The organism is Pseudomonas sp. AC070, assembly GCF_979258635.1.
Genome location: NZ_OZ409871.1, coordinates 1,981,117 through 2,001,163, shown reverse-complemented (window position 1 = coordinate 2,001,163; position 20,047 = coordinate 1,981,117). Strand labels below are relative to the sequence as shown.

General features: G+C 60.7%; 20 protein-coding genes. 10 read left to right on the top strand and 10 right to left on the bottom strand.

Translation table 11 applies throughout. From position 1 onward, the window contains the following. Positions 1-67 precede the first annotated feature (67 nt). Positions 68-250 carry a PA3496 family putative envelope integrity protein gene (locus ACZZ0Q_RS09115; protein WP_122450495.1) on the top strand — a complete coding sequence of 61 codons (183 nt, stop codon included), beginning with the start codon at positions 68-70 and terminating at the stop codon, positions 248-250. A gap of 147 nt (positions 251-397) precedes the next feature. Here ACZZ0Q_RS09115 and gloA read toward each other — a convergent pair whose 3' ends face one another. The 3 genes from gloA to ACZZ0Q_RS09100 form a co-directional block, all read right to left on the bottom strand. Then, the gene (gloA, locus tag ACZZ0Q_RS09110) at positions 398-790 is read right to left on the bottom strand and encodes a lactoylglutathione lyase (RefSeq protein WP_122450494.1); all 393 of its coding nucleotides are present in this window, start codon (positions 788-790) and stop codon (positions 398-400) included. Between the two features lie 86 nt (positions 791-876). Continuing rightward, complete coding sequence (locus ACZZ0Q_RS09105) at positions 877-2,094, bottom strand: argininosuccinate synthase (RefSeq protein ID WP_108097514.1); 1,218 nt, start codon at positions 2,092-2,094, stop codon at positions 877-879. A gap of 136 nt (positions 2,095-2,230) precedes the next feature. Continuing rightward, complete coding sequence (locus ACZZ0Q_RS09100) at positions 2,231-3,142, bottom strand: flagellar protein MotY (protein ID WP_463539257.1); 912 nt, start codon at positions 3,140-3,142, stop codon at positions 2,231-2,233. A 148-nt stretch (positions 3,143-3,290) separates the two neighbouring features. On the opposite strand from ACZZ0Q_RS09100, the gene pyrC reads away from it, so the two are divergent. The 4 genes from pyrC to bfr all read left to right on the top strand — a co-directional run bounded on the left by pyrC (position 3,291) and on the right by bfr (position 6,067). Next, positions 3,291-4,337, top strand: coding sequence for a dihydroorotase (gene pyrC, locus ACZZ0Q_RS09095; protein WP_463539258.1), 1,047 nt, complete (start codon positions 3,291-3,293; stop codon positions 4,335-4,337). Beyond that, entirely contained in the window at positions 4,334-5,005 is a 672-nt protein-coding gene (rnt, locus tag ACZZ0Q_RS09090; protein ID WP_463539259.1) for a ribonuclease T, read from the top strand. Before pyrC ends, rnt begins: the two co-directional genes overlap by 4 nt. Before the next feature lie 176 nt (positions 5,006-5,181). Next, on the top strand, positions 5,182-5,397 hold the full coding sequence (locus tag ACZZ0Q_RS09085) for a bacterioferritin-associated ferredoxin (protein WP_463539260.1): 216 nt from the start codon (positions 5,182-5,184) through the stop codon (positions 5,395-5,397). 199 nt (positions 5,398-5,596) lie between these two features. Beyond that, positions 5,597-6,067 (top strand): bacterioferritin, encoded by a 471-nt coding sequence (gene bfr / locus ACZZ0Q_RS09080; protein WP_122495228.1) that lies wholly within the window; start codon positions 5,597-5,599, stop codon positions 6,065-6,067. Between the two features lie 57 nt (positions 6,068-6,124). Here bfr and grxD read toward each other — a convergent pair whose 3' ends face one another. Next, entirely contained in the window at positions 6,125-6,451 is a 327-nt protein-coding gene (grxD, locus tag ACZZ0Q_RS09075; RefSeq protein WP_122450487.1) for a Grx4 family monothiol glutaredoxin, read from the bottom strand. A 126-nt stretch (positions 6,452-6,577) separates the two neighbouring features. Further along, entirely contained in the window at positions 6,578-8,686 is a 2,109-nt protein-coding gene (locus ACZZ0Q_RS09070; protein WP_463539261.1) for a molybdopterin oxidoreductase family protein, read from the bottom strand. A 399-nt stretch (positions 8,687-9,085) separates the two neighbouring features. Between ACZZ0Q_RS09070 and ACZZ0Q_RS09065 the strand changes: the two genes are divergently transcribed. The 3 genes from ACZZ0Q_RS09065 to ACZZ0Q_RS09055 all read left to right on the top strand — a co-directional run bounded on the left by ACZZ0Q_RS09065 (position 9,086) and on the right by ACZZ0Q_RS09055 (position 11,551). Next, positions 9,086-9,298, top strand: a complete 213-nt coding sequence (locus ACZZ0Q_RS09065) for a cold-shock protein (RefSeq protein WP_108097521.1) — start codon at positions 9,086-9,088, stop codon at positions 9,296-9,298. Between the two features lie 280 nt (positions 9,299-9,578). Beyond that, positions 9,579-10,499 carry an ornithine carbamoyltransferase gene (gene argF / locus ACZZ0Q_RS09060; RefSeq protein ID WP_463539262.1) on the top strand — a complete coding sequence of 307 codons (921 nt, stop codon included), beginning with the start codon at positions 9,579-9,581 and terminating at the stop codon, positions 10,497-10,499. Next, a complete protein-coding gene (locus tag ACZZ0Q_RS09055) occupies positions 10,496-11,551 on the top strand; it encodes an ABC transporter ATP-binding protein (RefSeq protein ID WP_463539263.1) in 1,056 nt (351 codons plus the stop codon). The genes argF and ACZZ0Q_RS09055 overlap by 4 nt, the downstream gene beginning before the upstream one ends. Here the strand turns inward: ACZZ0Q_RS09055 and ACZZ0Q_RS09050 are convergent. The 4 genes from ACZZ0Q_RS09050 to ybaK form a co-directional block, all read right to left on the bottom strand. Further along, positions 11,548-12,615: a GGDEF domain-containing protein gene (locus ACZZ0Q_RS09050; RefSeq protein ID WP_463539264.1), complete on the bottom strand. Its 1,068-nt coding sequence runs from the start codon at positions 12,613-12,615 to the stop codon at positions 11,548-11,550. The genes ACZZ0Q_RS09055 and ACZZ0Q_RS09050 overlap by 4 nt on opposite strands. 80 nt (positions 12,616-12,695) lie before the next feature. Beyond that, positions 12,696-13,478, bottom strand: a complete 783-nt coding sequence (locus tag ACZZ0Q_RS09045) for a PhzF family phenazine biosynthesis protein (protein WP_463539265.1) — start codon at positions 13,476-13,478, stop codon at positions 12,696-12,698. Positions 13,479-13,575: 97 nt separating this feature from the next. Beyond that, positions 13,576-15,063 (bottom strand): glycerol kinase GlpK, encoded by a 1,488-nt coding sequence (gene glpK / locus ACZZ0Q_RS09040; protein WP_463539266.1) that lies wholly within the window; start codon positions 15,061-15,063, stop codon positions 13,576-13,578. Between the two features lie 60 nt (positions 15,064-15,123). Continuing rightward, positions 15,124-15,594, bottom strand: a complete 471-nt coding sequence (gene ybaK / locus ACZZ0Q_RS09035) for a Cys-tRNA(Pro) deacylase (protein ID WP_463560486.1) — start codon at positions 15,592-15,594, stop codon at positions 15,124-15,126. Between the two features lie 130 nt (positions 15,595-15,724). Between ybaK and ACZZ0Q_RS09030 the strand changes: the two genes are divergently transcribed. Next, positions 15,725-16,483 carry a DeoR family transcriptional regulator gene (locus ACZZ0Q_RS09030; RefSeq protein WP_122450480.1) on the top strand — a complete coding sequence of 253 codons (759 nt, stop codon included), beginning with the start codon at positions 15,725-15,727 and terminating at the stop codon, positions 16,481-16,483. Between the two features lie 131 nt (positions 16,484-16,614). Next, on the top strand, positions 16,615-18,156 hold the full coding sequence (gene glpD / locus ACZZ0Q_RS09025) for a glycerol-3-phosphate dehydrogenase (RefSeq protein ID WP_463539267.1): 1,542 nt from the start codon (positions 16,615-16,617) through the stop codon (positions 18,154-18,156). Between the two features lie 726 nt (positions 18,157-18,882). Here the strand turns inward: glpD and ACZZ0Q_RS09020 are convergent. Next, positions 18,883-20,046 (bottom strand): MalM family protein, encoded by a 1,164-nt coding sequence (locus tag ACZZ0Q_RS09020; RefSeq protein WP_463560484.1) that lies wholly within the window; start codon positions 20,044-20,046, stop codon positions 18,883-18,885. Between the last annotated feature and the right edge of the window lies 1 nt (position 20,047).

The window sequence follows — 20,047 nt, the reverse complement described above, 5'->3', positions numbered from 1 at the left end:
TTTTTTACCCGTCCCGAATTTGCCTATATAAGGTGCGCCAATGGCCCTGTAGCCGGAGTGGACGTCAATGAGCACTAGCAAAGAAGAACTGGAACTCGACGAAGACGTGGTAAGTGACGAAAGCGAGGAAGTGGTGGAAGCACCGGTTGAGGTGGCAAAAACCAACCTGACCAAGCGCCGCATCATCGACAACCTCTTGGAAGAGCGACGGTTGCACAAACAACTGGCCGAATACGATTTTGATCTGTGATCAGCCAATAAAAAGCCCGACTTGATGTCGGGCTTTTTATTGGGCGCTGCCTCGCTTTTGTAGGAGCGACCTTGGTCGCGAACCCTGGAAACTCGGAAATCAGCGTTTGCAGGGTTCGCTAGCAAGCTAGCTCCTACAGGGCATCTTTTAGTCGCCGCGCGAGGGCGACAGCAGTTCAATTTTGTAGCCATCCGGGTCTTCGACGAAGGCCAGAATGCTGGTGCCGTGCTTCATCGGGCCTGGCTCGCGGGTGATTTTTCCGCCACGGGCGCGGATGTCTTCGCAGGCTTTGTAGACGTCGGCTACTTCCAGGGCGATGTGGCCGTAACCGGTGCCCAGCTCGTAGCTCTCGACGCCCCAGTTGTGGGTCAGCTCGATCACGCTGTTGTCCGCTTCGTTGCCGTAGCCCACGAATGCCAGGGTGAATTGGCCGTCGGGGTAGTCTTTGCGGCGCAGCAGGGTCATGCCCAGCACCTCGGTATAAAACGCGATGGATTTGTCCATATCGCCGACGCGCAGCATGGTGTGCAGCAGTCTCATCAGTCGTTCCTCATCGGTTGCCTGTGACAGGCTTATAAATGCAAACCCCGGCTCGTGGCCGGGGTTTGGTCAGCCGCAAAAGCTTATCAGAACAGCTTGCGACCCTTGTTGGCGGCGATGCGCATGCGCAGGGCGTTCAACTTGATAAAGCCAGCCGCGTCGGCCTGGTTGTACGCGCCGCCGTCTTCTTCAAAGGTGGCGATGTTGGCGTCGAACAGCGAGCCTTCAGACTTACGACCAGTGACGATGACGTTGCCTTTGTACAGCTTCAGACGAACCACGCCGTTCACGTGGGCCTGCGAGGCGTCGATCATCTGTTGCAGCATCAGACGTTCCGGGCTCCACCAGTAGCCGGTGTAGATCAGGCTGGCGTACTTGGGCATCAGCTCGTCTTTGAGGTGAGCGACTTCGCGGTCCAGGGTGATCGATTCAATGGCGCGGTGAGCACGCAGCATGATGGTGCCGCCGGGCGTCTCGTAGCAGCCACGGGATTTCATACCCACGTAGCGGTTTTCAACGATGTCGAGACGACCGATACCGTTCTCGCCGCCGATTTTATTCAGCGTGGCCAGCACGGTGGCCGGGGACATTTCCACGCCGTCGAGGGCGACGATGTCACCGTTGCGGTAGGTCAGTTCCAGGTATGTCGGTTTGTCTGGAGCGTTCTCAGGCGAGACGGTCCATTTCCACATGTCTTCTTCGTGCTCGGTCCAGGTGTCTTCCAGCACGCCGCCCTCGTAGGAGATGTGCAGCAAGTTGGCATCCATGGAGTACGGCGATTTCTTCTTGCCGTGACGCTCGATTGGGATGGCGTGCTTTTCGGCGTAGTCCATCAGCTTCTCACGCGAGAGCAAATCCCACTCACGCCACGGAGCGATCACTTTTACGCCAGGCTTGAGCGCATAAGCGCCGAGTTCGAAGCGAACCTGGTCGTTGCCTTTGCCGGTGGCGCCGTGGGAAATGGCGTCAGCGCCGGTTTCGTTGGCGATTTCGATCAGACGCTTGGCGATCAGCGGACGGGCAATGGAAGTACCCAGCAGGTACTCGCCTTCGTACACGGTGTTGGCGCGGAACATGGGGAAAACGAAGTCGCGAACAAACTCTTCGCGCAGGTCGTCGATGAAGATTTCCTTGACGCCCATGGCCTGTGCCTTGGCACGGGCTGGCTCAACTTCTTCGCCTTGACCGAGATCGGCGGTGAATGTCACCACTTCACATTGATAGGTGTCTTGCAGCCACTTGAGAATCACCGAAGTGTCCAGGCCACCGGAATACGCCAGGACAACCTTCTTTACGTCCGCCATGCCATCACTCCACGGGGTTCTACGGAAAACCCGCGATTCTACTGGCCGCGCCGCACAATTTACAGAGGCGCGACAGCTAATGACGATGAAGCGACGGATTCTTTCGTCTAAACGACGGGAAGCGCACAACCTGTAATCAGGACGTGGCAGCAGGTTTTATCGGCGCGCTCGCGGGCGTGGTCGGTGCTGGCGGCATTGGCTCGCGGGACAAGTGCACGGTCACCCGGCGATTTTTCGCACGGTTAGCGACATTGGTGTTGGGTACCAACGGATAACGCTCACCGTGGAAGCGAACGATGACCTGGCTTTCAGGAATGCCATTGGCCTTGAAATATTCCTGCACCGCCAACGCGCGACGGCGGGACATATCCAGGTTGGTGAGCCGGTTGCCGCCGTTATCCGAATGGCCGTCCAGCTCGATGTGGTTAACGCTGGGGTCGGCCTTGAGGTACTGCAGGATTATTTCCAGCTTGGCGCGGGAAAGATCGTCGAGGTCCGCACCGCCACCTGGGAAGGCGACTTGCACTTGTTTGATCTGGTCGAAATTCACTGGCAGCAGCTTGGTCGTGCAGTCCAGATAGTCGTGGTAGGCCTTGTTGAACTTGACTGGCAGCAGGCGAACTTCAACGCCCTCACCGCCGTCCGGCATGCGATGACGCACCACGGGGCTGCGGCCTTCCAGAATGCTGGTAAGCATGCGCGCGCCTTGTTGCTGGGTGCTGTTGAACGGCGTGGCGCCGTTGTCGACGGTGACGATCCCCAGATTGACGTCGCCGCGCCCCGGCTGCCACGGCGCTGCGGCCGCAATCAGCGTGGCGGAACCCGCGCCCAGCCAGCGCTCGCGGGCCTGCAGGCGGAAGGTGACCTGTTCACCGGCACGGCGTACGAATTGGCCTTGGCCGAAATCAGTAATGTCCTGCGACAGGCGGCACTCGAACTGATCGCCGTCGACCTTCCATTCAACCTTTTCCAGGCGCGTTTGGAAGGTGATCGCCATGGCCGGCAGGCTGGCGAATAAGCTGAACAAGGCGAGATAGCGCTGGCGCACGGTAGGCTCCATGAAGAATTACGGCGTTCTGATGGGGGTATCGGTTGGCGTTGGGAAAACTTGATAGCGGGTGCCGCTACCAGGCTTTTCCGGTAGGATTCGCAGCAGTTTTCACCGCACAAATTTCGCTGATCTGGTATCGCCCCCCATGACTGACCGCCTCACCCTGCTGCGTCCGGACGACTGGCATATTCACCTGCGCGACGGCGCGGTGTTGCCCCATACGGTCGCCGACGTCGCGCGCACCTTCGGTCGCGCCATCATCATGCCGAACCTGGTGCCGCCGGTGCGCAACGCCGCTGAAGCCGACGGCTATCGCCAGCGCATCCTTGCCGTCCGCCCCGCCGGTAGCCATTTCGAGCCGCTGATGGTGCTGTACCTCACCGACCTCACCAGCCCGGACGACGTTCGCAGCGCCAAGGCATCTGGGTTCGTACACGCTGCCAAGCTGTATCCAGCCGGCGCCACGACCAATTCCGACTCTGGTGTGACCAGCGTCGACAAAATTTTCCACGTGCTTGAAGCCATGGCTGAAGTGGGCCTGCCTCTGTTGGTGCACGGCGAAGTGACGCGCGGCGAGATCGACGTGTTCGACCGCGAGAAGGTGTTTATCGATGAGCACCTGACCCGTGTAGTCGAGCGCTTTCCTACGCTTAAGGTGGTGTTCGAACACATCACCACCGGCGATGCCGTGCAGTTCGTCAACAGCGCCCCGGCCAACGTCGGCGCGACGATCACGGCCCATCACCTGCTCTATAACCGCAACCACATGCTGGTTGGCGGCATTCGCCCGCACTTCTACTGCTTGCCGATCCTCAAGCGCAACGTGCACCAGGAAGCCCTGCTGGACGCCGCCACCAGCGGCAGTGCCAAGTTTTTCCTTGGCACCGACTCGGCGCCGCACGCTCAACACGCCAAAGAAGCTGCCTGCGGTTGCGCCGGCTGCTACACCGCCTACGCGGCGATTGAGCTGTACGCCGAAGCGTTCGAGCAACGTAACGCGCTGGACAAGCTTGAAGGGTTCGCCAGCCAGCACGGCCCGGACTTCTACGGCCTGCCGCGAAATACCGACACCATTACCTTGGTCCGTGAAGAATGGACTGCCCCGACCAGCCTGCCGCTTGGCGAGCACAGTGTCGTCCCGCTGCGCGCCGGTGAAAAACTGCGCTGGCGCTTGCTGGAGCAAACCGCGTGAGTGAAGACAACTACGACGACGAACCGGAAGGCGGCAGCAGCAATTCGCGCCACCCCATGGCCGCGCGCTTTCGCGGCTATTTGCCGGTGGTGGTCGATGTGGAAACCGGCGGGTTCAACTCGGCCACCGACGCGCTGCTGGAAATTGCAGCCGTCACCGTTGGCATGGACGAAAAAGGCTTTCTGTTTCCGGAGCACACCTACTTCTTCCGTATCGAGCCGTTTGAAGGCGCCAACATCGAGGCTGCCGCGCTGGAGTTCACCGGTATCAAGCTCGACCACCCGCTACGTATGGCGGTGAGCGAAGAAGCGGCGTTGACGGATATCTTCCGTGGCATCCGCAAAGCGCTAAAAGCCAACGGCTGCAAGCGCGCCATTCTAGTGGGCCACAACAGCAGTTTCGACCTGGGCTTTCTCAATGCGGCCGTGGCTCGCAATGATCTGAAGCGCAACCCGTTCCACCCTTTCTCCAGCTTCGACACCGCCACCCTCGCCGGCCTCGCCTACGGGCAAACCGTGCTGGCGCGCGCGTGTCAGGCGGCAGGCATGGATTTCGACGGCCGTGAGGCGCATTCCGCCCGGTACGACACCGAGAAAACCGCCGAGCTGTTCTGCGGCATCGTTAACCGTTGGAAGGAAATGGGCGGCTGGCAGGATTTCGACGATTGATCGCTGCCCCGCTCCGCTTTAGAAAACCCGGCCGCTGCGCCGGGTTTTTTGTGCCCGGCATTTGAGGATAAGACCGTTCATCAGTAAGCGTAGGAATCGTCCCCGTCGAGTTTTGACAAGCATTCTCATTAACATTAATATCCCCCGCATCAAGTCACTTTGAGTTCGGGCCTTATATGTACGTATGCCTCTGCATGGGTGTTACCGACGGTCAGATCCGCGATGCAATCTACGAAGGTTGCTGCAGCTACCGCGACGTTCGTGAGTCGCTGGAAGTCGCCAGCCAGTGCGGCAAATGCGCGACGCTGGCCAAGAAAGTCGTACGCGAAGCGCTTACCGAAGTGCAAAGCAGCCAGGCCGCCCTTGGATATGCACAATTTTCTGCGGCTTAAAGTAGTCAGTTTCTGAAAACCGGACCGCGTGTCCGGTTTTTTTATGCCTGAAATTCAATTAGTTAGCGCCAAGACGCGGAATCTAAACATTCTTATTCGGGTTTATTTTCTGTTTAAATTCAATTACTTACATTTGACACCTTAAACATGCGGGGGCAGACTCTCACGCTATAACCCCCTTGCACGGCAGGCCGCAGACATGAAAGGCGACAAGAAAGTCATCCAGCACCTCAACAAAATCCTCGGCAACGAGCTGGTCGCCATCAACCAATACTTCTTGCATGCGCGCATGTATGAAGATTGGGGCCTGAAAAAACTGGGCGAGCACGAGTACCACGAGTCCATCGACGAGATGAAACACGCGGACAAGCTGATCAAGCGCATCTTGTTCCTGGAAGGCCTGCCGAACCTGCAAGACCTCGGCAAGATTCTGATCGGCGAGAACACCAAAGAGATGCTCGAGTGCGATCTGAAGATCGAACACAAAGCGCACATCGACCTTAAGGAAGCCATCGCCTACTGCGAGAGCATTGGCGACTACGCCAGCCGCGAACTGCTCGAAGACATCCTCTGCTCCGAGGAAGAGCACATCGACTGGCTGGAAACCCAACTCAGCCTGATCGACAAAGTCGGCCTGCAGAATTACCTGCAATCTCAGATGGACGAGTAAATCGTCAGGCAATAAAAAGCCCCGCTTCGGCGGGGCTTTTTATTGCGCGTCAGCTAATCAAGCGTCGGCTTTGGCAGCGGCGGCTTTCACCATCGTTTGCAGCTCACCGTTTTCGAACATCTCAACCATGATGTCGCTGCCGCCAACCAACTCACCACCGACCCACAGTTGCGGGAAGGTTGGCCAGTTGGCGTATTTCGGCAGGTTGGCGCGAATTTCGGGGTTTTGCAGGATGTCGACGTAGGCGAATTTTTCGCCGCATGCCATGACAACCTGAGCGGCTTTCGACGAGAAGCCACACTGCGGGGCGTTCGGCGAGCCTTTCATGTACAGCAAGATGGCGTTGTTCGCGATCTGCTCTTTGATAGTTTCGATGATATCCATGGGTACCTCAGCACTAAGGCCTATCTGACTGTCAAACTCGCCGACTCACGGGCCGACACGGTGACGCGCATTGTATCGGAAAGCCGCGCACTTGGCGCGACCCTCCTATCGTCGTACCTATCAGGCCTACGCCGCCGCTACCACAACCGGCACGCCATTGAGCGCCGCATTGCCAGACAGCACGTCGAGGTGGCGTTCATCGGTCAGGTCGTTGGCGCTGGCGCCTGGTTGCGCGCTGGCAATCGCCATCTGCACGCCCGGCCGGCCGTGGCCCCAGCCGTGCGGCAAGCTCACCACACCCGGCATCATGTCGTCGCTGCTGGCCACTTCCACTTCAATCATGCCCACGCGCGACCGCACGCTGACGCGCTGCCCGTCGGTGAGCGCGCGACTGGCCATGTCTTGCGGGTTCATCAGCAATTGGTGACGCGGCTTGCCTTTCACCAGTCGGTGATAGTTGTGCATCCACGAGTTGTTGCTGCGTACATGGCGGCGGCCGATCAGCACCAGCTCACCGGCTTGCGGTACCGGCTGCGCCGCGAAACGGGCGATGTCATCGAGCAAAATTCGCGGCGCTGCCAGCACGGTTTTGCTCGGCGTTTTCAACCGCGCCAACAGATTGGGCTTCAAGGCACCCAGGTCGATGCCGTGGGGATGGTCGCGCAGCATAGCGACGGACAGTTTGTGCTCGGAGTTGTCGCCATACAGGCCCATGCGCAGGCCCATGTCGATCATCTTCGCCGGCTCCATGGTTGGCTTCAGCGTTGCCTCGGTTTTACTGGCAAATGCCTTGGCCAGTCCGATGAAAATCTCCCAGTCATGCAACGCCCCCTGCGGTTTGGCCAGCACCGGTTCGTTGAAGCGAGTGACGTTGCGCACGGCGAATACGTTGAAGGTGGTGTCGTAATGATCGTGCTCAAGCGGCGCGGTCGGCGGCAGAATCAGGTCGGCGTAACGGGTGGTTTCGTTGATATAGAAGTCGATGCACAGCATGAACTCCAAGCCATCGAGCGCTTGTTCCAACTGGCGGCCGTTCGGTGTCGACAGCACCGGATTGCCCGCGACCGTAACCAGCGCGCGAATCTGCCCTTCTCCCGGCGTCAGCATTTCTTCGGCCAGCGCTGAAACTGGCAATTCGCCGCCGTACTCGGGCAAGCCAGACACCCTGCTCTGCCAGCGATTGAAATGGCCACCCGAAGTGGTCGCCACCAAATCCACCGCTGGCTCGGTGCACAGCACCCCGCCGACGCGATCGAGGTTGCCGGTCACCAGGTTGATCAGTTGCACCACCCATTGGCAGAGCGTGCCAAACACCTGAGTGGAAACGCCCATGCGGCCGTAGCACACAGCTGAATCGGCGGCGGCAAAGTCTCGCGCCAGTTGGCGAATGGTCTCTGCCGGCACGCCGCAGCGCGCACTCATGGCCTCGGCGGTAAAAGCCGCCACGGCGCCGCGCACCTCGTCGAGCCCGTCGATGGGCAGATGGCTGACGCGGGTCAGCCCTTCTTCAAACAATGTATTGAGTACGCCGAACAGCAGCGCGGCGTCTTGCCCCGGACGGACGAAAATATGCTGGTCGGCAATACCCGCCGTCTCGCTGCGGCGCGGGTCGACCACCACCACTTTGCCGCCGCGCGCCTTGATGGCTTTCAGGCGTTTTTCCACGTTGGGCACTGTCATGATGCTGCCGTTGGACGCCAGCGGGTTGCCGCCCAGGATGAGCATAAAGTCGGTGTGATCGATATCGGGGATCGGAATCAGCAGGCCATGGCCGTACATCAAATGGCTGGTGAGGTGATGAGGCAATTGATCCACCGACGTTGCCGAATAACGGTTGCGCGTTTTCAGCTGGCCGAGAAAGTAATTGCTGTGGGTCATCAGCCCGTAGTTATGCACGCTCGGGTTGCCCTGATACACCGCCACGGAATTCTGGCCGTGACGCGCTTGGATATCGGCGAGGCGGCTGGCGACCAGCTCGAAGGCTTCGTCCCACTCGATGGCCTGCCATTCGCTGCCCACTCGACGCATGGGCTGACGCAGGCGGTCGGGGTCGTGCTGGATATCTTGCAGCGCAACGGCTTTGGGGCAGATGTGGCCTTGGCTGAAGCTGTCCAGGGCATCGCCTTTAATAGAAAGGATCTGCTGGGTGCCGTCGGGCTGGGTTTCGGTCTCGATGCTCAGCCCACAAATGGCTTCGCATAAATGGCACGCACGGTGATGGAGGGTCTTGGTCACGGCCTGGCCTCATTTTTTATTTGGGACGACGCATCCGGTCGTTAAGTGCTGACTATGGAGCGCAACCGGCAGCGGCACCATAGGCTAAAGCCCCATGAATTGGGGCCCATCAGGAGAATCCATACCGTTCTTCAAGCGGTCCTTACAGCGTTTTTAACTGCCAACGGAGCCGCGTTTCGGCAGATATATGCCATTTATATCGATTACAGAGGCTTCGCTAGTCGCATTACTCCAACAAAGTGCGTATCTTTAGGCCACTGTGCTGCATGTGTACCGCGAATCGCAACTTGGTGTTTAGATCTCGATCCAACCATCTACACGTATTCCGATAACTCTTTGCACTCAGTACTGGCAGGGCCTGTAGCCCGCCGCAATCCACTCTGTTCAAGGATCTACACCATGGCTAATCGCGAAACTGGTACCGTTAAATGGTTCAACGATGAAAAAGGCTTCGGCTTCATCACTCCAAGCAACGGCGGCGCTGACCTGTTCGTGCACTTCAAAGCTATCCAATCCGATGGCTTCAAAAGCTTGAAAGAAGGTCAGACCGTATCTTTCGTGGCCGCTAAAGGCCAGAAAGGCATGCAAGCTGAAGAAGTACAGGTAGTTTAAGACTCCCCGCGCTTCAAAAAGAACCCCGCTTCGGCGGGGTTTTTTTATGCCTGAAAAACGGGTCAGGCCGTAAGGCATAACGGCTGGAGACATCTCGTATAAACGCGATTCGTGCCAAAGATGACACGGCGCGACATTTCCTTATAAGATCCCGCCTCCCCATTTCGTCGCACCGTGCGGCCCACAGCCGCTGGTAGAGCCCTTTTTTCTTGTGAAAACCTTTTCCCGAAAAGGCCCGGCTTGTTCACCAGCGCAATCGTTGTACAAAAGGTAGTTAATGATGAGCGCAAGACACTTTCTCTCGCTAATGGACTGCACGCCCGATGAGTTGCTGGGCCTGATCCGTCGTGGCATCGAGCTGAAGAGCCTGCGCAATCGAGGCATCCTTTTTGAGCCGCTGAAAAACCGCGTGCTCGGCATGATTTTCGAAAAAGCCTCCACCCGCACGCGCCTCTCGTTCGAAGCCGGCATGATCCAGCTCGGCGGCCAGGCCATTTTCCTGTCGCCGCGTGACACCCAGCTCGGACGCGGCGAGCCGGTTAGCGATGCCGCCATCGTCATGTCGCGCATGCTTGATGCCGTGATGATCCGCACCTTCGCCCACAGCACCCTGACCGAATTCGCCGCCCACTCGCGCGTGCCGGTAATCAATGGTTTGTCGGACGATTTGCACCCCTGCCAATTGCTGGCCGACATGCAGACCTACCAGGAACTGCGCGGCCCGATTCAGGGCAAAACCGTGGCCTGGATTGGCGACGGCAACAACATGTGCAACAGCTACATCGAAGCCGCCCAGCAGTTTGATTTCCACTTGCGCGTGGCTTGCCCTGAAGGCTATGAGCCCAACGCCAGCTTCCTGGCCGCCGCTGGCAGCCGCGTGACCATCGTGCGCGACCCACGCGAGGCCGTGGCCGGCGCCCATCTGGTGAGCACCGACGTCTGGACCTCCATGGGGCAGGAAGAAGAAGCCGCCGAACGCCTCGCGCTGTTTACTCCCTATCAAGTCACCCGCGCCCTGCTCGACCAAGCCGCCAGCGACGTGCTGTTCCTGCACTGCCTGCCCGCCCACCGTGGCGAGGAAATCAGCGAAGACTTGCTCGACGACCCGCGCTCCGGCGCGTGGGACCAAGCTGAAAATCGCCTTCACGCGCAGAAGGCGCTGCTGGAAATGCTGGTCGAGCCCGGCTACCGCCCGGCATGAGTGCGGCGCCACTGCTGGCCCTGCGAAACCTCAGCTGCGGCTACCGCGACCACCTCGTGGTGCAACAGCTGGATCTCACGCTGCACGAAGGTGAAATCGGCTGCTTGCTTGGTCCTTCTGGCTGCGGCAAAACCACGACGCTGCGTGCCATCGCCGGGTTTGAGCCGGTGCTCAGTGGCGACATCCAGCTCGCTGACACCCTACTCTCGCGCCCCGGCTTCACCTTGGCGCCCGAGAAGCGCCGCATCGGCATGGTGTTCCAGGACTACGCGCTGTTCCCGCATTTAACCGTTGCCGACAACGTCGCCTTTGGCATTCGCCAGCAGGCCAATTGCGCCCAGGTCACAGCAGAATTGCTCGAACTGGTGAAGCTCTCGACGTTGGCCAAACGCTTTCCCCATGAATTGTCGGGCGGCCAGCAGCAGCGTGTGGCGCTGGCTCGCGCATTGGCGCCGGAACCGCAGTTGCTGTTGCTCGATGAGCCGTTTTCCAACCTCGACAACGAACTGCGCCGCCGCTTGAGCCAGGAAGTGCGTGAGATTCTCAAAGCGCGCGGCACCAGCGCCATTCTGGTCACCCACGACCAGGAAGAAGCGTTCGCCGTCAGCGATCAGGTTGGCGTATTCAAGGAAGGCCACCTGGAGCAATGGAACACGCCGTACAACCTCTATCACCGCCCGCAAACGCCCTTCGTGGCGAGCTTTATCGGCCAGGGTTATTTCATTCGCGGCGAGCTGCTCAGCCGCGAGTCGGTGCAAACCGAACTGGGCGTTGTCAGTTGCCAGGCCCGCGACTGGCCCAGCGGCAGCCCGGTGGACGTGTTGCTGCGCCCCGACGACCTCACCTTCACTGAGCAGGGCGACCAACAGGCGCAGGTGTTGAGCAGCAGCTTTCAGGGTGCCAACACCCTGTATCGCCTGCGGTTGGCCACGGGTGCGCATGTGGACGCGTTATTTCCCAGCCACGTGCAGCGCCAAGCCGGCGAGTACGTTGGCGTGCGGGTGGCGGCGCAGCAGGTGGTCACCTTCGCCGCACCCGGCAGTCAGCTCTAAAGCACGACCACCCGATCGCGGCCGCTGTCCTTGGCCTGATACAACGCGGTGTCGCTGCGCTGCAAGGTGGTTTGCCACGGTTCCGGGCTCACGTAGCGGCTGATGCCCACCGACAATGTCAGCCGCAACTGTGGGAAGCCTTCCCACTGCGTAGTGTTCAGCGCCTGGCGCAAGCGCTCCATGGCGTAGGCGGCGCCCGCTTCGTTGGTGTTCGAGAGCACCAGTAAAAACTCCTCGCCGCCCATCCTTGCGACAAAATCCACGTCTCGCACCATGCGCTGCAGAATCGTCGCCAACTGGCACAGCACCGCGTCGCCGCCGGGATGGCCGTAGGCGTCGTTAACGTGTTTGAAGAAGTCTAAGTCGAGCATGCACACCACAAAATCGTAGGTGCCGCGATCAGCCAGGGCTTTTTGCTGATCGAGAATGTCGTTGGCAAAGCGCCGGTTGTACAAGCCGGTCAGCTCGTCGGTGATCGCCAACTGCTGAATGCGCTCGAGCGCCACCTGCAGGTCGCGGTTGCGCTCCTGCAGAATATTGCGCAGCCGGCTCATCTCAAGGCCCAGCATCGACACGCCACCGGTGAGCACGAAAAACGCCAGGGCGCGAATCGCCTCCACGTGCCAGTCGAAGCGCACGCCGCGATACAGCAGCGCGGCCATCAGCACCGCGTAACAGCCGATGGTGAACAGCCCCACACGCACGAAACCGCCCAACGTCAGCCGGAAAGCGCCGAACATCAGCACCACCAACACCATCATCAGAAACAGCGAACGCAGGCTGTCGGCGTAGTAAACGCTGACGAAGATCACGCCAATCGCCCAGCCCATCTGCGGCACCGTCAGGCTGGGATCACGAAAACGCAGGTTGAGGTTGAACCAGGTCAGGGCCAGGAAACCGGCGGTACTGGCGACCACGGCGATGGTCAGCAGCAGCATGCCGGCCAGAGTCAGTTGCATAAACCCGCCGGCAAACGCCAACCAGCACAGCAACAGATAGCCCAGCGAAGCGCTGCTGGCTAAGAGGATTCGACGCACACGCAGCAGCTGGTGGCGAGACGGCATTAGCAGTCCTTCTCCATAAGGAACGTTAGGCCAGTATAACCAGCCCCCCGCGCCTCGCCCGGTTGCTCAGCGGCACGCGGTCACAGATGCAACGAACCGCTGGCCACCAATACGGCGTGGCCGCCAATGCTGACGCGCTCGCCGTCGAGTCGGCAGAACAGCTCGCCGCCGCGCGCCGAACACTGGAACGCGTCGAACCGGGTTTTGCCCAGGCGCTCTGCCCAGTAGGGAATCAGGCTGCAATGGATCGAGCCGGTCACCGGGTCTTCGTCAATGCCGATGGCCGGGGCGAAATAGCGGGAGACGAAGTCATGCCGCTCGCCGGGCGCGGTGACGATCATGCCCAGCCACGGCAGCTGCGCAACGGCCGCCAAGTTCGGCTGGCAGTCGCGCACCTGTTGTTCGCTTTCGAGCACCACCAACAATTCCTTACCCGTGTTGAGCACCTCGACAATCGGCCCGTTCACCGCTGCCTTGATGGCCGCGCTCGCCTCAAAGATTTCGCCCGGCAGGCTTGGAAAATTCAGCACCAAGCGCTCGCCCTCGCGGCTCACGCTCAGCGCGCCGGACTGGCAGGTGAAATTCAGTTGATCGGCGGTTTCACCATGCACGGTGAACAACGCGAAGGCCGTGGCCAGCGTGGCATGGCCGCACAACGGCACCTCACAGGTGGGCGTGAACCAGCGGATGTGCCAGGCCTGGCCCTCTTTCACCACGAACGCGGTTTCCGCCAGGTTGTGCTCGGCGGCGATGGCCTGCATGCGCGCCTCGTCCAGCCAGCTGTCCAGCCGGTAAACAATGGCCGGGTTGCCGGCAAACGGTTGCTGGGTAAAAGCGTCGATCTGGTGAAAGTCGAGGGACATGGGCGCGCTCCTAGCGGATGAAGGCGCTCACGATACCCAGATTGTCAGCGGCCGGCCTGATACAGCCGGCGCTTTTTCCAGCGCAACAGCGCGCGTATCAGCCGTCGCTGCGCACGCGCTTAACCGCGTCCAGCCAACCGGCGTAGAGCTTCTCGCGGTGCGCGGTGGCCATGCGTGGGCCGAACAGATGCTGGCGGTGCCAGTGCTGGGCGATGGCGTCGAGGTCGGGATAGATCCCCGCTTGCAAGCCGGCCAGATAGGCCACGCCCAATGCCGTGGTTTCGGTCACTTCCGGGCGCTCTACCGGCACGCCGAGAATGTCGGCGAGAAACTGCATCACCCAGTTGTTCTCGACCATGCCGCCGTCTACGCGCAAGGCGCTGGGGGCGGCGGCGCCGTCTTGGCGCATGGCTTCAAGCAAGTCGCGGGTTTGGTAGCACACCGACTGCAAGCCGGCGGTGACGATTTCCTTGATGCCGGTGTCGCGGGTCAAGCCGAAGATTGCGCCACGGGCCTTGGGGTCCCAATACGGCGCGCCCAGCCCCGTGAATGCGGGCACCAAAAACACACCGCTGGCGTCGCCGGTTTGCTCGGCCAGCGCCTCGGTATCACGGGCGTGGCTGATTAACTTAATGCCATCGCGCAGCCATTGCACCGCCGCACCGGCGACGAAAATCGAGCCTTCCACCGCGTACGTCACTTCGCCCTTCAGGCGATAACCGACGGTGGTCAGCAAGCGGTTTTGCGACACCACCGGCTGCTTGCCGGTGTTTTGAATCATAAAGCAGCCGGTGCCGTACGTGCTTTTCACCATGCCCGGCTGGAAGCATGCCTGCCCCACCAGCGCCGCTTGCTGGTCGCCCGCCATGCCCAGCACGGGAATGCTGCTGCCGAACCAATTGGCCTCGGTTACGCCGAAGTCGGCGGCGCAGTCCAACACTTGCGGCAACACGCTGACCGGGATGTCAAACAGCGCCAGCAGGTCGGCGTCCCATTGCTGGGTGTGAATGTTGAACAACATGGTGCGCGAGGCGTTGCTGGCGTCGGTTTTGTGCGACTTGCCGCCTGTAAGGCGCCAGAGCAAAAAGCTGTCGACCGTGCCAAAGCGCAGTTCGCCCTGCTCGGCACGCTCACGGGCGCCGGGCACGTTCTGCAAAATCCAGCGCAGCTTGGTGGCGGAAAAATACGGGTCGATCACCAGGCCGGTTTTCGCCGCCACGGTTGCCTCGTGCCCCGCCTCTTTCAGGCCTGCGCAGTAATCGGCGGTGCGGCGGTCTTGCCAGACGATGGCCGGGTAAATCGGCGTGCCGGTGGCGGCGTCCCAGACCAAGGTGGTTTCGCGCTGATTGGTGATGCCGATGGCAGCCACTTCAGACGCCTGCAAGCCGCTTTGACGCAGTGCTTCGCGGCAGACCTTCAGGGTACTGAGCCAAAGGTCTTCGCCGTCGTGCTCAACCCAGCCGTCTTTGGGGAAATACTGTTTGAATTCTTGTTGAGCGCGAGACACCGGCGAGCCCTGAGCACTGAACACAATGGCGCGGCTGCTGGTGGTGCCTTGATCGATGGCAAGAAGGTACTGGGACATCTGCGCTTCCTTGTTATTTTGGGTGGGGACATCGCCAAGGCGACGCCGCGGACCGACCGTTTACTCGCGGCCAATGGCCGCAAATTGCCCCTGGCAATGCGCCGCCAATACCTCGGCAGCTAATTCCACTTCCAGGCCACGGCGGCCGGCGCTTACATAAATGTGGGGATGTTGTCTGGCGCTGTCGTCGATAAACGTGCGCAGGCGCTTCTTCTGCCCCAGCGGGCTGATGCCGCCGAGCAAATAACCCGTGGAGCGCTGAGCGGCGGCCGGGTCGGCCATGTCGGCCTTTTTCACCCCGGCAGCGTGCGCCAGGGCTTTCAAATCCAGCGTGCCTGCCACCGGCACAACCGTCACCAGCAACTCGCCCTTCTCGCTCGCGGCCAGCAGGGTTTTAAACACCTGGGCCGGCTCCAAGCCGAGTTTTTCCGCTGCTTCCAAGCCATAGGAGGCGGCCTTCGGGTCGTGGCTGTAACTCAGCACGCGGTGCGCGGCGCCGACTTTTTTTAACAGGTCGATGGCTGGGGTCATGTTCGAATGTGAAAATTCCGACAAAGTTCGCGTACCTTAGAGGCAGACCCGGCAAAAGTCGAGCGCCCGTAGACGGCGCCCCAGCCGATGCCCGAGCGCCTATAATGCGGCGCAAAAAAGGAAGCCCTTAATGACCCTGGCGCCCCGGCAGCAAGACATTCTCGACCTCGCCCGCGAACGCGGTTACGTCAGCATCGATGAGCTGGCCCAAGCCTTTGCCGTCACCCCGCAAACCATCCGCCGCGACATCAATCAGCTCGCCGAACAAGGCCTGCTGCGGCGCACCCACGGCGGCGCGGCGAGCGAAGCGTCGAGCACCCAGAACACCGCCTACGCCATGCGCGCCGGGCTGATGCGCGACGAGAAACAGCGCATCGCCGAGGCGATTGCCGCCCAGGTGCCGGACCACGCTTCGGTATTTATCAACATCGGCACCACCACCGAGGCCATTGCCCGCGCGCTGCTCAATCACCGTGGTTTGAAAGTAATCACCAACAACCTGCACGTGGCCGCGCAGCTCAGCGACAAAGCCGACTTCGAAGTGCTGGTGGCCGGCGGCACGGTGCGCAGCGACGGCGGCATCGTCGGGCAGACAGCGGTGGATTTCATCCAACAATTCAAAGTGGACTTCGCCCTTATGGGCATCAGCGGCATCGACGACGACGGCAGCCTGCTCGACTTCGATTATCAGGAAGTGCGCGTGTCGCAAGCCATCATCGACAACGCCCGGCAAGTGCTGCTGGCTGCCGACTCGAGCAAGTTCGGCCGCAACGCCGTGGTGCGCCTGGGTTCCATCAGCCTGGTCAACCAATTGTTTACCGACCACACACCCTCCCCCGCGCTGGCCCGTCTGCTGGCCCAGCACAAAGTGCAGCTCAAGCTGGTTTAACCCCGCCCTTCGGCAATCTCTGGTGCCATTCGGCGTGCAATCGCACGCCCGACTGGTCAGTGGCAAAACATTCCGCTACCATTTTCGAAAACGAACATTCCTACGTTCACTTTCGACTTCAGAGGCTTGCCATGCACGCGAAGCAGAACCCCACCAGCTCGGTTGCCGAAATCTATGATCTCGCGGTAGTCGGCGGCGGCATTAACGGTGTGGGCATTGCCGCAGACGCAGCGGGCCGAGGTTTGTCGGTGTTCCTTTGCGAAAAGGACGACCTGGCGCAACACACCTCCTCGGCCAGTAGCAAGCTTATCCACGGTGGCCTGCGCTACCTCGAACATTACGAATTTCGCCTGGTACGCGAAGCGCTCGCCGAACGCGAAGTGCTGCTAGCCAAGGCGCCGCACATCGTTAAACCCATGCGTTTTGTATTGCCCCATCGCCCGCACCTGCGCCCGGCGTGGATGATTCGCATGGGCCTGTTTTTGTACGACCACCTCGGCAAGCGGGAAAAGTTGCCCGGCTCGCGTGGCCTGCGCTTCGGTGCCGGCAGCCCGTTGAAAGCGGAAATCGCGCGCGGTTTCGAATACTCCGATTGCTGGGTCGACGACGCCCGGCTGGTGGTGCTGAACGCCATGGCCGCCCGTGAAAAAGGCGCGCACATTCACACCCGCACCCGCTGCGTCAGCGCCCGGCGCAGTAAAGGCCTGTGGCATATCCACCTGGAACGTGCCGATGGCAGCCTGTTCTCTATCCGTGCACGCGGCTTGGTCAACGCCGCCGGCCCCTGGGTGGCGCGCTTTATCAAAGACGACCTGCAGCAAAAATCACCCTACGGCATTCGCCTGATCCAAGGCAGCCATATCGTCGTGCCGCGCCTGTACGACGGCGAGCAGGCGTACATCCTGCAAAACGAAGACCGGCGCATCGTGTTTGCCATTCCGTACCTCGAGCGCTTCACCCTGATCGGCACCACCGACCGCGAATACCAAGGCGATCCGTCGCAAGTAGCGATCAGCCCGGAAGAAACCCAGTACCTGCTTGACGTGGTCAACGCCCACTTCAAAAAGTCCATCAGCCAAGCCGACATCCTGCACACCTATTCCGGCGTGCGGCCGCTGTGTGACGACGAGTCCGACGACCCTTCCGCCGTCACCCGCGACTACACGCTGGCGTTGTCTGCGCAGCCGGGCGACGCGCCGTTGCTGTCGGTGTTTGGCGGCAAGCTGACCACCTACCGCAAATTGGCCGAGTCGGCGATGAGCCAACTGGCGCCCTTCTTCAGCAACATGACCGCCAGCTGGACCGCCGCCTCGCCGTTGCCCGGTGGTGAGCAAATGAGCAGCCGCAGCGCGCTGGTCGAAGCGCTGAATAGTCAGTACGGCTGGTTGCCAACCCAGGTGGCACGGCGTTGGGCCAGCACCTATGGCAACCGCAGCTTTGCCCTGCTCGATGGCGCCTGCTCGCTGGAGGATTTGGGCGAACACCTGGGCGCCGGGTTGTATGCGCGTGAAGTGGATTATTTGTGCCGTGAGGAATGGGCGCGCGAGGCGCAAGACATTCTGTGGCGGCGCAGCAAGTTGGGGTTGTTTATGACGCCGGGGCAGCAAGGCCGGTTGAGTGCGTATTTGCAGGCGCAGCATCCGCGTAGCCCGCAAGGGGCGCATGCCGCGTAGGTTTGAATTCTGTGTGTGCTAAGCAAGACCTTGGCCCCGCGATTGCGGGGCTTTTTTATGGCGGTCAAAAGCATCGCGACTGAAGTCGCTCCTACAGGATGGCCAGCGTCATCCTCGCGCGGCGAAGCTCCACATAGTGGATGCCCTAGCCTCCGTCATCCCCGCGTAGGCGGGGATCCAGTATCTCAAGCCTTACACGGTGGTTCTGCGGAGGTATTCATTACCGCGCGTGCTGAACGTTTCGTTTCGCGCCTTACGCGCATCTCAACCTAACTCCGTCATCCTCGCGAACGCGGGGATCCAGAATTTCCAGTCGTTCGACTGATTTGGCCTACCGTATTCATTACCGCGTGTGCTGAACGTTTTGTTTCGCGCCTTACGCGCGAGTCACTTTCCCAGTCGCGGGAAAGTAACCAAAGCGCTTGCCCCTACCTTGGGTCTCCGCTGCGCTGCGACTTCCCTCACTCCGTCGCCGCTCCGGGGGCCGTCACAACGGGCCATCCATGGCCCGATGTTCCTTTCGCGGCTCCCGGCCGCTCAACCCCCTACGCGGCGACTCCACTCGGCCTGCGATGAATGGGGCGGGTAGATCACGAGCGAGATCAAAGGCCAGATCAAAAGCATCGCGACTAAAGTCGCTCCTACAGTTTGTGCGAACTGTGGGAGCGACCGGGCGGCGTTCCGTTTTAGTCGCGATTCCTGCAAACGAAAATCTTGCCCGGGCCGCTATTTAACGATCGCCAACTCAAACCCACCCTCGTCGCTGTGCGCGTGGCTCTGCATACCGGCTTCGTCCAGTGCCAGGTCTTGCAACGGTCGTTTGAAGGGTTTGTTGTCGAGGGTTTGCAGGTGTTTGTCTTCTTCGGTGGTCAGCAGCAGTACGTAGCGCTCGCCTTGCGCGGCTTTCACCGGAACGGTGCCTTCGATAAAGGCGTAGCGGTACCAGGTTTCGCCGTGCAGTTGGTAAACGGCATCGCTGACCAGGCGGGTTGGGCGCTTGGCTTCGTCGAGGAAGAGCAGCGAGGGGTAGACGACTTTTTTGTTGGCGAAGCTGCGCACGCGCAGGCCATAGGTGCGGCCGGCGGCGGGCAGTTTCATGGCGGCGTAGTAGCTGCGGCCCATGGGGAAGTTGAAGCTGGGGGAGAAACGGTTGAGTTCTTCGTAGCGCGGTTCGTCGCTCGACAGTTCAGTGAAGTCGCCTTCGGCCAGTTGGCCGCAGCATTGCTGTACGAGGTTTTGGTACAGCCCTTCGCTGTCGCCCGCGCCGCTGCCAGCCAGCAGCGCTTGCATGGCGGCGGTGGGCTGACCGTCGAGGCCGGGTAGCACGCTGCCTTTGTTGTTGAATTCGATTTGTCGGCCATCGCTGTAGCGCACGTTAGAGGGGGCTTCCACGCGCTGCGGTGCGTTGCTGCCCGGCACGGCGGAGTTGCGCATGCGCCCCTGCTCGTCAACCCAGGTGTAATACGGCGTGCCGTTTTCCGGGCGGGCGAAGTTGCGCCCTTCCAGCACGTCGGCGTCGATGTAGTCGCTGCTTCGCTCGCCGTTGGCTAACAGGCTGTCGCTCTTGGCGCCCGCTGCCTGGGCGCCGGCGTAGAAGCTGTTTTGCAGGTTGCCGCTGGCGTCGACCCAGGTGAAGTAGCGGCGTTTGCTTTCGTTATTGGTTTTCGCGCCAGGCCAGGTCGTGCCTGCTGTGCTGGCGTTCTGGCTCATGCGTTCCTGGTCGCTTTGGGTGATGCGCTTGGCGGCCTGGCGTTGCTGTTCGCTGTAGTGGTTGTCGACGAAGGTGTTGTGCACGCGCCCTTGGTCATCCACCCAGGTCAGGTAGCGGCCAGGCGCGGCCTCGGCGGTGGCGGCCAGCAGCAGTGCGGCGAGCAGAGCGATGCGCGGCATA